The organism is Lacihabitans lacunae, assembly GCF_042649125.1.
Lineage (GTDB): Bacteria > Bacteroidota > Bacteroidia > Cytophagales > Spirosomataceae > Leadbetterella > Leadbetterella lacunae.
In genome coordinates, this window is record NZ_JBHRYQ010000001.1 from 5,049,218 (window position 1) to 5,062,883 (window position 13,666).

11 protein-coding genes are annotated in these 13,666 nt (G+C 34.7%); 10 read left to right on the forward strand and 1 reads right to left on the reverse strand.

Going from position 1 to position 13,666, the window contains the following annotated elements; genetic code table 11:
* Nucleotides 1–8 precede the first annotated feature (8 nt).
* Nucleotides 9–1,031: a zinc-binding alcohol dehydrogenase family protein gene (locus ACFOOI_RS21365; protein ID WP_379840133.1), complete on the reverse strand. Its 1,023-nt coding sequence runs from the start codon at nucleotides 1,029–1,031 to the stop codon at nucleotides 9–11.
* A 251-nt stretch (nucleotides 1,032–1,282) separates the two neighbouring features.
* Between ACFOOI_RS21365 and ACFOOI_RS21370 the strand changes: the two genes are divergently transcribed.
* The 10 genes from ACFOOI_RS21370 to ACFOOI_RS21415 all read left to right on the forward strand — a co-directional run bounded on the left by ACFOOI_RS21370 (nucleotide 1,283) and on the right by ACFOOI_RS21415 (nucleotide 13,664).
* On the forward strand, nucleotides 1,283–1,642 hold the full coding sequence (locus ACFOOI_RS21370) for a recombinase family protein (RefSeq protein WP_379840134.1): 360 nt from the start codon (nucleotides 1,283–1,285) through the stop codon (nucleotides 1,640–1,642).
* 21 nt (nucleotides 1,643–1,663) lie between these two features.
* Nucleotides 1,664–1,804: a hypothetical protein gene (locus tag ACFOOI_RS21375; RefSeq protein ID WP_379840135.1), complete on the forward strand. Its 141-nt coding sequence runs from the start codon at nucleotides 1,664–1,666 to the stop codon at nucleotides 1,802–1,804.
* A gap of 166 nt (nucleotides 1,805–1,970) precedes the next feature.
* The gene (locus tag ACFOOI_RS21380) at nucleotides 1,971–2,513 is read left to right on the forward strand and encodes a hypothetical protein (RefSeq protein WP_379840136.1); all 543 of its coding nucleotides are present in this window, start codon (nucleotides 1,971–1,973) and stop codon (nucleotides 2,511–2,513) included.
* A gap of 188 nt (nucleotides 2,514–2,701) precedes the next feature.
* Nucleotides 2,702–4,882, forward strand: coding sequence for a TonB-dependent receptor family protein (locus ACFOOI_RS21385; protein ID WP_379840137.1), 2,181 nt, complete (start codon nucleotides 2,702–2,704; stop codon nucleotides 4,880–4,882).
* A 276-nt stretch (nucleotides 4,883–5,158) separates the two neighbouring features.
* A complete protein-coding gene (locus tag ACFOOI_RS21390; protein WP_379840138.1) occupies nucleotides 5,159–5,350 on the forward strand; it encodes a hypothetical protein in 192 nt (63 codons plus the stop codon).
* Nucleotides 5,351–5,536: 186 nt separating this feature from the next.
* A complete protein-coding gene (locus tag ACFOOI_RS21395) occupies nucleotides 5,537–5,995 on the forward strand; it encodes an IS3 family transposase (protein WP_379840139.1) in 459 nt (152 codons plus the stop codon).
* A gap of 438 nt (nucleotides 5,996–6,433) precedes the next feature.
* A complete protein-coding gene (locus ACFOOI_RS21400; RefSeq protein WP_379840140.1) occupies nucleotides 6,434–7,102 on the forward strand; it encodes a response regulator transcription factor in 669 nt (222 codons plus the stop codon).
* Nucleotides 7,099–8,469 carry a sensor histidine kinase gene (locus ACFOOI_RS21405; RefSeq protein ID WP_379840141.1) on the forward strand — a complete coding sequence of 457 codons (1,371 nt, stop codon included), beginning with the start codon at nucleotides 7,099–7,101 and terminating at the stop codon, nucleotides 8,467–8,469. Before ACFOOI_RS21400 ends, ACFOOI_RS21405 begins: the two co-directional genes overlap by 4 nt.
* A 65-nt stretch (nucleotides 8,470–8,534) precedes the next feature.
* Nucleotides 8,535–9,242 (forward strand): VIT1/CCC1 transporter family protein, encoded by a 708-nt coding sequence (locus ACFOOI_RS21410; RefSeq protein ID WP_379840142.1) that lies wholly within the window; start codon nucleotides 8,535–8,537, stop codon nucleotides 9,240–9,242.
* 93 nt (nucleotides 9,243–9,335) lie between these two features.
* Nucleotides 9,336–13,664: a CusA/CzcA family heavy metal efflux RND transporter gene (locus ACFOOI_RS21415; RefSeq protein ID WP_379840143.1), complete on the forward strand. Its 4,329-nt coding sequence runs from the start codon at nucleotides 9,336–9,338 to the stop codon at nucleotides 13,662–13,664.
* Nucleotides 13,665–13,666: the final 2 nt, after the last annotated feature.

Consider the following 13,666-nt stretch of genomic DNA (forward strand, 5'->3'; position numbering starts at 1 on the left):
AGTAACATTTACATCTCAATCATCGCTTTTATTACACCGTTTTTAGGATCTAACCAGCTTTCAAAATTTTCAATCACTTGGTCAAACTTCGCTATATGCGTAATATAATTTGTCGGATTTATAAGTTTTCTGTTCAGGTTATCAATCACATGTTCGAAATCTGCTCGGGTTGCATTTCTACTGCTCATTAAAGTCGCCTCTCTTTTATGAAACTCAGGATGACTAAAAGCTATTTCTCCTTTCTGTAGCCCTATCATTACAAAGCGTCCTCCATGAGCTAAATATTGGAAAGCATTGTTGATGGCTTTTTGGCTACCAGTAGCATCTACAACTAAAGTTGGCATATCACCATTGGTTATTTCCATCAATTGCTCAGTTACATTATCTGAAAGAGCATTTATTATGAAAGGAATTCTAAGGTTTTCTTTACAAAAAGCCAAACGGTGTTTATTGATATCTAACGCTATAACTTGCCCTCCTGCGATTTTGGCAAATTCCATAGTTCCTAAACCGATTGGACCTGCTCCAATCACTAGAACAAATTCATCTTTATAGACTTTTGCACGGCGAATTCCGTGAGCCCCAACTGCCAATGGCTCTAATAATGCCAATTCATCTAAACCTAACCCATAGCCATGAACTAAGGAATCAATTGGAACTGAAAGGTATTCCACCATACCTCCGTCAGCATGCACCCCGCAGACAACTATTTGCGAACAACAATTAGCTTTCCCATTGCGACATACTATGCATTTATTACAGTTAAAATACGGTATTATCGTAACTGATTCTCCAACAGTAAACTCATCTTGATTTTTTAAATTATCAATTGCAATTAAAACGCCTGAAAGTTCGTGGCCTAAAATTCTGGGATAATTAAAAAAAGGCTGATTTCCTTCAAAAGCATGTAGGTCCGTTCCACAAACTCCAATTCTTTTTATTTGAATTATAGCATGACCAGGTTTTATTTCCAAAAGTGGAAGTTCTTGATAATCAAACAAACCCGGTTTGGTACAAACTAGAGCTTTCATTCAATGGAAATTAAATTTTATATGTGTCATATCTACACAAATATATAAAATTTAATTATTATTATATTATTTATAACATTTAATGTTTGATTTTTAATAAACTAGATACAATCAAAATTTCAAAAACAGCATTATTTTAATTAACATTGAACTATATAAAACCATTTTGATTCTGAAGTATTGAAAAATAGTAAAGGTTTTAAGTGTTGTGGAGAGAAAAATGGCAATTGTTAAAAATCACTAATTTCATTATGCTTGTAGGTTACGCCAGAGTTTCTACCCTTGACCAAAATCCCAAATTACAAACAGATGCCCTTAAAATCGCGGGGTGTGAGAAAATATTTATAGATAAAATCTCAGGAACAGTTTCAGACCGACCTGAACTAAAAAAACTTAAGGAACACCTACGCAAAGGAGATACTTTGGTTGTTTGGACATTGGATAGGCTGGGAAGAAGCCTAAATGATCTGCTGAATTGGATGGCCGAACTTGAGACGCTAGAGGTATCATTTAAAAGTCTACATGAAAGAATTGACACCTGTACACCAACAGGAAAGCTTGTGTTTCATCTTTTTGGATCATTATCCGAATTTGAAAGAAGCTCAATTTAAAAGTGAACAAAACCCGGACTAATGGCAACAAGAGGTCGGGTAGGAGGGAGGCCAACTAACCTCTCAAACAGAAAGCAAGAAATAGCTAAAGATATTTACTACTCCAAAAAGTATACAATTCAAGCTATTTGTGATGAGCTTGGTATTAGTAAGCCTACTTAAATAATTTAGGTCCAATTGATTTTATCCGAAAATTTGTGCTAACTTTTTAATGGTTTTTCAACTAAAAATGCCAAATATCATTTTTTTCATACTCTTAAATTCATAGATTTGAAATTGACTAAAGTTTTAACAAAATAAGTTTTTATTGAGAAAATTCTCTTCCATATTGTTTTTAGGATTACTATTCTTGAATGTAATCGGGTATTCAATATTAACTGCTTGGAATTGTTGGGAGAATGAAATAAGTTTAAACTGCCATAAACAACTTGAGATAAAAGGCGATACTTTAATATTTAAATATCCTATTTCTTTGCCTTATAATGGAAATTTTAATCAAGAAATTTCTGAACCAGAAACCATTATTTACGAAGGCGAATATTATCAATCTTCAATATTTGAATACATAAGTGATACACTCATAACATACTACCTATCAGTAAATTATTCAAGAGAAAATGTTATTTCAATCATAAATAATTTTAAGAATAGTATCACACAAGATTTTTCAAAAGAAAAAGATAGCTCCTCCCAAAAAGCTTTAGAGTTTTTTAAGAAAATGTCGAAAAAATATTTAAGGCAAAACCTCGTATTGACAACCTTGTTTTGGATAGAATTTAAACCTAAAAAAAGCGTTTTCGTTTCTGAAATTTATTCTAATCCTTCTATTGAAGTCAATCTATTTCCCCCTGATTCTTTGAGTTTAGGATAAACTTATAAAAAACATCTTGTTTTTTATAAAACCTCAATCCACTTTTCTCTAAAAGGAGTGAGGAAAAGAAATTAATAGCTTATTTAAGAGTCTTTGTAATCTCTAAATATGTGTTATGTATATCAATTTGGTATGATTTTGCACAATATTAGAAATGTACTTATTCTTCTCAAAATCAATACTTAAAAATGAAAAAAATATATTTTTCCTTATTAGGTCTGATAGTCTGTTTAAAATCATTTTCACAGATTAGGCCTGATTCTTCAAAAGTTCTTTACTTAGATGCGGTAAATGTATCTGAGCAACAATACAAATTCAATATTCAAAACATGCCCAAGACCAAAGGCACATTTTTATATTCGGGCAAAAAGACAGAAGTAATAAATGTAGTAGGCTTAGATGCTAATATAGCGGAAAAAACACCTAGACAAATTTTTGCAAAAGTACCGGGTGTTTTTGTGTACGACATGGATGGTTCGGGAAATCAAATCAATATTTCGACACGAGGCTTAGATCCGCATCGCGGCTGGGAATTTAATATTAGAAAAGATGGCGTAATGACGAATACCGACATTTATGGTTATCCGGCAAGTCATTATTCTATGCCGATGGAGGCTATTCAAAATATTGAATTGATAAGAGGTACTGGATCACTCCAGTATGGGGCACAGTTTGGTGGAATGCTCAATTATATCGGCAAAAGTGGTGATTCTACGAAAGCGTTTGATTTTCAAAGTACCAATAGCATTGGCTCTTTTGGGCTTTTGAGTTCTTATAATGCCGTTGGAGGACAAATAGGCAAAGTGAACTATTACGCATATATCAGCAAAAGAGTTTCTGATGGGTATCGAGACAATAGCCACAGCGATTACCAAGCACAATCTGCCCAGATCACTTACCGACCAAGTTCAAAATTCTCAATAAATGCAGATTTCTCGAGGTCAAAATACATTTTCCAACTGGCTGGACCTCAAAACGATGCACTTTTCAAGACCCATCCACAAGCCTCAATAAGGTCCAGGAATTACTATAGCCCGGACATTTATGTGCCCTCAATATCTTTAAACTACGATATAAATCCGAATACTAAATTATCATTGGTAAGCTCGGCTGTACTTGGCTCTCGCAGTAGCGTAATGTTTGATAAACCATCTGACGTAGTAGATAAAATAGACCCAATAACACTTCAATATGCCAATAGACAAGTAGATATTGACAATTATCACAGTTACACTACCGAGCTCAGAATGCTCCATTTTTACAAAGTAGCAGGTTTAAGTGCAATTCTTGTAGGTGGGGTGCAATATATGAACAATGACTTACACCGAAGACAACAAGGAAAAGGAAGTACACATAGTGACTTTGACCTAAATATTGAGGGTGATTGGGGTAGAGATATGCATTTTAAGACGCGAAACTATGCTATTTTTATAGAAAATCACCTTAGTCTTGGAAAAAGGTTGTCGATAAACCCAGGCTTAAGAATAGAATCAGGGGAGTCGAAGATGAGTGGTTTTATTAGCTATTTGGACCCAACAAAAATACCTAATCTGATCGTTCATAAATTTCCTCTATTGGGTGTAAATACTGAATATTTGATAAATCAAAACCAGAATATTTATGCTGGAATTTCTCAAGCGTATAGACCCGTGATTTTTAAAGATATAGTGCCTGGCTCTATTTATGAAAAAACATCAGATAACCTTAAAGATGCCTATGGATACAATGCCGAAATAGGCTATAAGGGCAATTTTGAAAACATGAAAATGGAGTTTACTTATTTTCAGCTCTTATACAAAAACAGACTCGGAACTTTAGCTCAAACCGATGAAAACGGTAATTTTCAAATTTTAAGGACGAATATTGGAGATTCATTTACAAGGGGAATTGAAAGTTTTGTTGAGTATTTTGAAAGAATAAATAGTAAAGCTAACTTCTCGATTTTTACATCTACTTCTGTCATGAATGCCAAATATTTAAGGGCTGAAATAAGGTCAGGAGATAGAAATATCGATATTGAGGGAAATTATGTAGAAAGCACTCCAAGACTTATTTCTAGAAATGGACTAACGTTTAGATTTAAAAAACTAAGCATAACAAGCTTGTACAGTTACACAGCAAAAAGTTTTGCTGACGCACTGAACACCGTAAAGCCAAGTGCCAATGGAAGCGTAGGTTTGGTACCCTCATACGGCATTTTAGATTTTAGTGCTACATACAGAATTTCAACAAAATGGATTCTAAAAGGCAATCTGAATAATGCCTTAAATAAGCAATATTTCACAAAACGTCCACAGTTTTACCCTGGCCCAGGCATCTGGGCTTCCGATGGGAGAGGTTTGGGTTTAAGTGTTTCCGCTAAAATATAAACGGTGTTAAACAATTATTAATTGAATAGTCTGTCTCAATTTATTTTGAGACAGCGTTTTTATTAATTTTCAATAGGATTTTATTATTAAGTATGAAGATAGCGGTAAGCTAATAGTTCGATTAAAACATTGACACAAAACTAAGTTAACAATTAATTAGATTTGTGTATGTCATAGCATCGAAAAACATAATCGCATCCAGAGAAGAAGAAAATAGTTGTTCATTCTATTCAACATGTCGGTAGTGAAGCTTCCAGCGAGTTTGGGGTTTCAACAGTGATTATTTACAATTGGAAAGAGAAGTTAGAGAAACTGGATAAAAGTGGTTTGCAATCGGGAGCGAAAACTGATTCGGAGCGAGAACTAAAGTTGTTACGTCATGAAAATGAAGTTCTAAAAAGTATTGTGGCTGAGAAAGAATTAGCTATTCAGATTAAGGATTCCCTTTTAAAAAAAGTCAATCAATAAAGAAATGAAAATCATGGTAATTGATGAGTTTTTGGAGCAAGGTAAGCCTAAACACTTGGTATTGAAACATGCTGGACTATCATGAAATAGCTATTATTATTCCTCTGCTGGTACTGGGACGAGACCGGATAAAAGGCATCTCGATTTGTATACGACATTGAGGATAATAAGCATGACTTAAATTTTGTGATAAAAGAAATCAAAATACTATTAAATGGGGAGTACGTTGATTATGGCTATTACAAAACATATAGTTACTTAAACCAAGAAAAAGGCTTGAAGATTGGGGCTTATAGAACTTATGAGCTTATGAAAGAGCATAATTTATTAAAATTTCAACGAAGTAAATCTAAAAAGACAAATAGGAATTGGGTAAAAGATTTGGTTCCAAACGTTCAAAGTGATTTTAGCTTTTTAGAGTTTGATATTAAATATGTTTACATTCAAGGCACACACAGAAACGCACAAGTATTGACGATTTTAGACGTAGATTCAAGATGGCAATTAGGACAATATATGGCAAATTCAATTAAATCAGAAGATGTAATTAACCTATTCGAGCAGGTTTTTAATACTTATCCTATGCCTAAACAATTCATCGTCAGAAATGACAACGGATCACACGGGGGCGACCTTTTGCTTTGAAGCAACAATTGTACAAGAGTACTTAATAAAAAAGGGCGTTATTCAGGAGTTTACCAAACCTGCAACACCAGAACAAAATGCTCATTTTGAGTCATATCATTTAATTATGGAAATCGGTCCGCCGATGCGGTACTGTTTGTCAGCGATTTGAATTTGACAATATAAAAGATTTTAAACAAACAATGACGAGATGGAAGAAATTTTATAATTTCGAAAGAATTCAAGGCGGATTAGGCTACAAAAGCCCAAGCAAGTTCCTTCAATCAATTGGTGTTAAAATTGACCCAAAATGGGAAATATAAATTACGTGCGTGACCAAAGTAATTGCGTTTAAGACAGTATTAAAATAAACACTTCAAATATTACCTTATACAATCTTAAGCTAATCTTAAGAATTTCTTAAATATTGTTTAATAATTTTATTTAGATATTTGTAGCATGAGAATTTTAATTGTAGAAGATGAGCCTGGTATTTCGTCCTTCCTAAAGCAAGGGCTTGAGGAGGAGTCTTATGCTGTAGATATAGCATATGACGGTAAAACAGGTTTACAAATGGCACTCTCGGGTGAATATGATTTGTTACTTTTGGATTGGATGTTACCAGGGCTTAGCGGTATTGAGATTTGTAGACAATTTAGGAAAGCGTTTACAGAAACACCAATTATATTTTTAACCGCAAAAGATACCCTTGACGAAACAGTTTTTGGGCTACAGTCAGGTGCAAATGACTTTATAAAAAAACCTTTCCATTTTGAAGAACTCTTGGAACGTGTAAAAGTTCAACTTAGGCCAAAGTCTGGTGCCCATTCCATTTTTGTTTTAGGCAATATATCTTTGAATACAGAAACGTATCAAGTTCATAAAGATGGGCAAGAGGTGAATTTAACTCAAAAAGAGTTTGCCCTTTTAGAATTCCTAATTAGAAATAAAGGTAAAGTTTGTCGTAGGTCTCGAATAATTGAGAGTGTATGGGACATACATTTTGACTACAACACCGGTGTTATAGATGTTTATATTAATGCTTTACGGAAAAAGTTGTATTTGACTGAAGAAGAAAATTATATACAAACTGTTCGTGGAGTAGGCTATATCGCAAAAGAAATATGAGTTTAAGTTTTAAAAATAGAGTTGCTTTTCACTTTATGATTGCTACTTCTATTATTATGGCAATAGCTTTTGTTGCCATATACTTTGTGGTTAATGAGTCTGTTTTTAGAAATTTAGATAGCGACCTATCTTTTGAAGCTCAAAAACATACGAATGAAATAAAAATTAATGAGGACAGCATCAAATTTAACAACAAAGCGGAATGGGAAGAACGAGAGCATCGAGAAGTTCAAGTTAACCCAGTTTTTGTTCAGTTGATTGATAAAAAAGGAAGAATTACAGAAAAATCACCAAACCTCAAACAAGACTTTCTAACATTCAAGAATGCTGAATTTGGGGGGCATTTCAATTCTCAAATAAGCCAACGTGCAATAAGACAATTACAACTTCCTATAGAACAAGACGGGAAAATAAAAGGGTATATTATTGCTGCAATTTCTTCAGAGTCAGCAATATCAACGCTTTTTAAGCTAAGAAACGTTTTAATAGTTTCTTATTTTCTGACTTTGTTGGGGCTCTATTTTATTTCAAGATATTTATCTGGGCAAAGTATTAGCCCAGTTAAGCAGGTAACTGAAACTATAACCCGCATCACTAAGTCCAATCTTAAAGAAAGGGTAGACCTTCCTCAAAATAAAGATGAAATTTATGTACTTGCCACTAGCTTTAATTCTTTGCTAGATAGAATAGAAAATACACTTGAGAGAGAAAAGCAGTTTACCTCTGATGCCTCTCACGAGTTGCGAACTCCTTTGGCGTCTTTAAGAGGAACCCTAGAAGTACTCATTAGAAAACCCAGAAGCCAGGAGGAGTATGTAGATAAAATTAAATTTAGCCTCACTGAAATTAACAAAATGGCTAGCACACTAGAGCAATTACTGCTGTTAGCACGTTTGGAGTCTAATTCAACTCCAAAAGATAAAATTATGGTAGCTCTGCCTCGGATTTTGGATAAAACCTTGGAGCGGTTTAAAAGTCAAATACGCGATAAAAATCTTAAAATTAATTTTCTATTTAGCCCTAGCAAAAAGCTTATGGTGCCACAATATTATACTGAACTTATCATCGAAAACTTGCTCAGCAATGCTATTAAATACTCAAATGAAAATTCAGAAATTAATATAAATATTGATGAATTAGATTTTAAGGTCCAATGTACTATTCAAGATTATGGATGTGGAATTAAACAAGAAGATTTAGCCAATGTTTATGATAGTTTTTTTAGGTCAGATGCACTTAATCATAAACAAATTGTGGGTAATGGACTAGGGCTTTCTATAGTTAAAAAGTGTGCAGATGCTATAAATACGAACATAAACATTGAAAGTGTTTTAGGAAAAGGAACAACAGTTACAATCACTTTTTAGCACTTAAGAAATTTCAAAATACCTCGTGATTTAGTCAATAAAGTTTTAATTAATATAAAATAAGAATGAAAGCATCAAATGATAATTATTTAGATAACCATTACATCCATCGTAGTAATTGGTTAAGAGCTGCAGTATTGGGTGCAAATGACGGTATATTATCAACAGCTAGTTTGGCAATAGGTGTTGCAGCTGCAAGTGATTTACGAGAACCAATTATTTTGGCCACCCTAGCAGGTTTGGTTGCAGGTGCCTTGTCTATGGCAGCTGGCGAATACGTTTCTGTAAGTTCGCAAACAGACGTGGAAAAAGCTGACAAGGATAGAGAAATTAAAGAGCTTAAAGTAATGCCAGAATTTGAATTAGAACGGCTAACTGAAATTTACGAGCAACGTGGATTAAGTAGAAAAACAGCCGTTATTGTAGCAAAAGAATTGACAGAATATGACGCTTTAGGAACCCACATGAGAGATGAACTAGGCATAAACGATGTAAGTCAAGCTAAACCACTCCAAGCTGCTTGGGCATCGGGTGCTGCTTTTTGTGCAGGTGGTGTTCTGCCTTTGCTGGTAGTTTTATTTATGCCTGTAAAACAAATGGAGTATTATTTATATGGGTTTGCCATTTTTTTCTTAATCATCTTAGGTGTTTTAGCTGCCAAAACTGGAGGTTCTAGTGTCTCAAAAGCCATTATACGAGTAACATTCTGGGGTTCAATTGCAATGGGACTAACAGCACTTGTTGGCCATCTTTTTGGTGTAAATCTAGCTTAAGTTAAAAATCTTAAGCCAATCTTAAGAAAGGCTTGAGAAAACCTTTAGGATACCCCTTCTACATTTGATGCATAATTAAAATCATTAGTATCAATGTTAGAAAGAATAATTTCATACAGTATTCATCACAAGTTAATAGTACTCCTATTTTCATTGGGGATTATAGGTTTTGGCTTATATTCTCTTTCTGAAATTCCCATTGGAGCTGTTCCTGATGTAACCAACAACCAAGTACAGATTATCACTACCTCTAGAAACCTTGGCACAGAGGATGTTGAAAAATATCTCACTTATCCTGTAGAGCTAGAAATGGCCAACTTGCCAGATGTAAAAGAAATTCGTTCAGTTTCTAAATTTGGCTTATCTGTTGTTACAGTAGTTTTTAGCGATAAAATAGGTACTTTTTTACCTAGACAGCTGATAGCAGAAAAAATAAAAGCTGCAGAATCTAAAATCCCAGCTGGTTTTGGAAAACCTTTTATGGGCCCTATTTCTACGGGCTTAGGAGAAATTTATCAATACGTAATTGAAGTAGATTCTGCTCATATAAATGATTATTCTTTATCCGATATTAGAACCATACAAGACTGGGTAGTAAGGCGGCAACTATCAGGAATACCTGGAGTGGTGGAAGTGAATACTTGGGGAGGGTATTTAAAAGAATATGAAGTTGCACTTAATCCAGAGAAAATAAGAAGTTTAAATTTATCTATATCTCAAATATTTTCAGCTTTAGAAAAAAATAATAGTGTTGCTGGCGGTGGTTATATAGAAAAAACCAATCAGGCGTATTTCATTCGAGGGGAAGGTCTTGTGGGCTCTTTGGAAGACATAGAAGACATTGTAGTTGAAAACCGAAATGGCGTACCCATTTTCGTAAAAGATGTTGCAACAGTTGGCTATGGTCATGCTACTCGTTTTGGTGCTATCACTGGAAATGGAGAAGGCGAAAAGGTACTAGGGCAAGTCATGATGCTAAAAGGAGGAAACTCCAAAGGCGTTATCGATGCAGTTAAAGAAAGGGTTGCTCAAATCTCCCCTTCTCTTCCTCCAGGGATTAGTATTAACCCCTTTTTAGAGAGAAGCGAACTTATAAACAAAACAACTTTTACAATAGCAGAAAACCTCATCTTGGGTTGTTTAATAGTGATTTTTGTGGTGGTACTACTACTTGGTAACTTTCGTTCTGGTTTAGTAGTGGCCTCTGTTATACCTATGTGTTTACTCTTTGCTTTATCACTCATGTATATTTTTGGAGTTGATGCTAACTTAATGAGCCTTGGTGCTATTGATTTTGGAATTATCATAGATGGAGCAGTTATTATTGTAGAATTCATTGCCTTTAAAATCACATCAGAAGGAGCTCAGTTAATGGCAATGCCAAAGAAGGAAAGGCAAAGCTTTATTGACAATATCACCCAATTGGGAGCAAGTAAGATGATGCATTCGGCGGTCTTTGGCCAACTCATTATCATAATAGTGTTTATCCCTATACTATCTTTGGTAGGTGTTGAGGGTAAAATGTTTACACCTATGGCTATGGTATTCTGCTTTGCACTTATTGGAGCAATGATTTTGTGTTTTACCTACGTTCCTGTAATGGCATCTATATTTATAAAGCCAGGTGACCCAACAAAAAAGACAATTTCATCTCGCCTTATAAGTTTTTTAGAAAACAAATATAAACCTATCATTACCTGGGCACTTGAAAGTAAAAAACTTGTGTTGAGCTTAGGTGGCATTCTACTATTAGCCGTAGGTTTTCTTTTTACAAGAATGGGTGGAGAATTTGTACCGACTCTAGATGAAGGTGATTTTGTTTTACAACCTGTATTAAAAACAGGTACATCCTTAAGTAACACAGTTTTAGCTACAACAAGAATTGAAAGTATACTTAAAAGGTTTCCTGAAGTAGAGCAAGTTGTGAGTAGAATTGGAGCAGCTGAGTTACCCACTGACCCAATGTCTATGGAAGAAAGCGATGTAATTATTAAACTAAAGCCAAAGGAAGAATGGGTTTCGGCAGAAAGTAAAGATGAGCTAGCAGATAAATTTAAAGAAGCTTTGTCCGAAATACCTGGGGTTGATTTTGAATTTACACAGCCTATTGAAATGAGATTCAATGAGCTTATTACAGGTGTGCGTGCCGACTTGGCCATAAAGGTTTTTGGTGAAGACTTAGATATCATTTATAAAAAAGCCGTTGAAATTGAAAAAGCTATTCAAGGAGTAGATGGAGCCGCAGATATAATCGTAGAGAAAGTTGCCGGACTACCTCAAATGACTGTAAAATATGATAGACGTAAAATTGCCAAATACGGTTTAAATGTGGAAGACCTTAACAATATTATTACCCTTGGCTTTGCTGGGAAATCTGCAGGAATGGTATTTGAAGGCGAAAAGCAATTTGACTTAGTTGTTAGGTTCGATAAAGAACACCATGGCGACATACAAGATATAGAAACAGCTACAGTACAATTACCCAATGGTAGCCAACTTCCTTTGAGCGAGTTTGCCACCATTTCATATACTAAAGCACGAGCAAAAATTTCTAGAGACAACACTAAAAGAAGAATTGTAGTAGGAGTAAATGTTAGAAACCGTGATTTAGAGTCTGTTGTAAAAGACGTACAGCAAATTATTGACTCAAAAGTAAAGCTGCCCACGGGCTACACTGTGGAGTATGGTGGTCAATTTGAAAACCTAAGAACTGCCAAAGCCAGATTGATGATTGCCGTACCCATTGCACTTATTTTGATTTTTGTGCTTTTGTATTTTGCTTTTGACTCTGTAAAAGAAGCCCTCATTATCTACAGTGCTATTCCTATGTCTGCCGTTGGGGGTGTTATGTTTCTTTACATGCGTGATTTGCCATTTAGTATTTCGGCAGGAGTAGGTTTTATAGCCTTGTTTGGAATTGCAGTTTTAAATGGGATTGTACTTATTGAAGAGTTTAAGGAACTCAAAGCTCATGGTGAAGACGACATCAATAAACGAATACTGCTAGGGACTAAAAACAGGTTAAGACCCGTACTTTTAACAGCAGCTGCTGCTGCACTGGGTTTCTTACCTATGGCTATATCAACCTCGGCTGGGGCCGAAGTTCAGCGGCCATTGGCAACTGTAGTGGTAGGTGGACTCATATCAGCAACAGCCCTTACACTTATCGTTTTACCAGTATTATATGCACTCTTTGATAGAAAGGGCAAAATTCCAAAGATTAAAATTCCGGTCTCTGCCTTGATGATTTTAATGTTCTTTGGCTTTCCTTATATGGCCCAAAGCCAAAAGAATGAAATATCGGCTGACCAAGCTGTAAAAATTGCTCTAGAAAATAATTTAGGGCTAAGAGCTTCATCACAACGAATTGACCAAAACGTACAATTAATTGGTAGTGCAAAAGATATTGGAAAAACAGATTTCTATTTTAATAGAGATCAAAATAACATTGCTCCCAACAATCGTGCTTTAAGTGTTTTTGGCGTAAGTCAAGCCTTTATGTTTCCCACTGTTTATGGTACACAGCGAAAGATATTAGAGGGTAAGTCTCAATTATCTAAAGATCAATATCAAATAGATAAACTTATGCTTAGTAAAGAAGTGCAGAAAGTATATTATGAAATAGTGTATTGGCAACAAATACTTAAAAACTATCATTACCTCGATAGTCTTTATACTTCATTTGAAACAGCTGCAGTAAGAAGGTTTGAGCAGGGAGAATCTAACTATTTGGAGAAGTTAACCGCAGAAACTAAGAAGAAAGAGATTTCAATACAGCTTAGTCAAATAGCGGAAAGCATAAAGAGAAATTATATTGTGCTCAACCAATGGTTACAGGTAGATACAAGCTACATTATTAGTGACCAACAACTCAAAAGAGTTCAATTAAAGACTTTTGACTATGAATTGCATCCCACAATTGGCTACTTTAATGATGCATTAAACCTTTCTCAACATCTACAAAAACTAGAGAAGCAAAAGCTTTTACCAGACATCAATGCCTCACTTTTTCAAGGCCTTAATAATGGGATAGGGAAACAGTTTTATACAGGTGTACAGCTAGGCGTGGCAATTCCATTGTGGCGTGGCAGTCAGAATTCAAAAATTGCAGCTGCCAGAATCGGTGAAAATATTCTCATGACAGAAAGTGACAACTACAAACTACAGCTACAATCAAAATACGAAGCCTTATTATCGGATATAAGGCAATATGATGAAGGTTTAAACTACTATGAATCTACAGGTAATAAACTTTCAAAAGAAACCCTTTTCTACGCCAATGAAGCTTATAAAAATGGAGAAATAAATTTTCTTCAATACATACAACTATTAGAAAATGCGAAAACAATTGAATCAAACTATCTAAAATCACTCTTCCAGTATAATATGACGGCCCTGGAGGTGAACTTCTTAATAAACTAACA

Excerpts from the sequence above, each read along its gene's own strand:
- ACFOOI_RS21365 (WP_379840133.1), bottom strand. The coding sequence starts at position 1,031 with ATGAAAGCTCTAGTTTGTACCAAACCGGGTTTGTTTGATTATCAAGAA.
- ACFOOI_RS21370 (WP_379840134.1), top strand. The coding sequence starts at position 1,283 with ATGCTTGTAGGTTACGCCAGAGTTTCTACCCTTGACCAAAATCCCAAA.
- ACFOOI_RS21375 (WP_379840135.1), top strand. The coding sequence starts at position 1,664 with ATGGCAACAAGAGGTCGGGTAGGAGGGAGGCCAACTAACCTCTCAAAC.
- ACFOOI_RS21385 (WP_379840137.1), top strand. The coding sequence starts at position 2,702 with ATGAAAAAAATATATTTTTCCTTATTAGGTCTGATAGTCTGTTTAAAA.
- ACFOOI_RS21400 (WP_379840140.1), top strand. The coding sequence starts at position 6,434 with ATGAGAATTTTAATTGTAGAAGATGAGCCTGGTATTTCGTCCTTCCTA.
- ACFOOI_RS21405 (WP_379840141.1), top strand. The coding sequence starts at position 7,099 with ATGAGTTTAAGTTTTAAAAATAGAGTTGCTTTTCACTTTATGATTGCT.
- ACFOOI_RS21410 (WP_379840142.1), top strand. The coding sequence starts at position 8,535 with ATGAAAGCATCAAATGATAATTATTTAGATAACCATTACATCCATCGT.
- ACFOOI_RS21415 (WP_379840143.1), top strand. The coding sequence starts at position 9,336 with ATGTTAGAAAGAATAATTTCATACAGTATTCATCACAAGTTAATAGTA.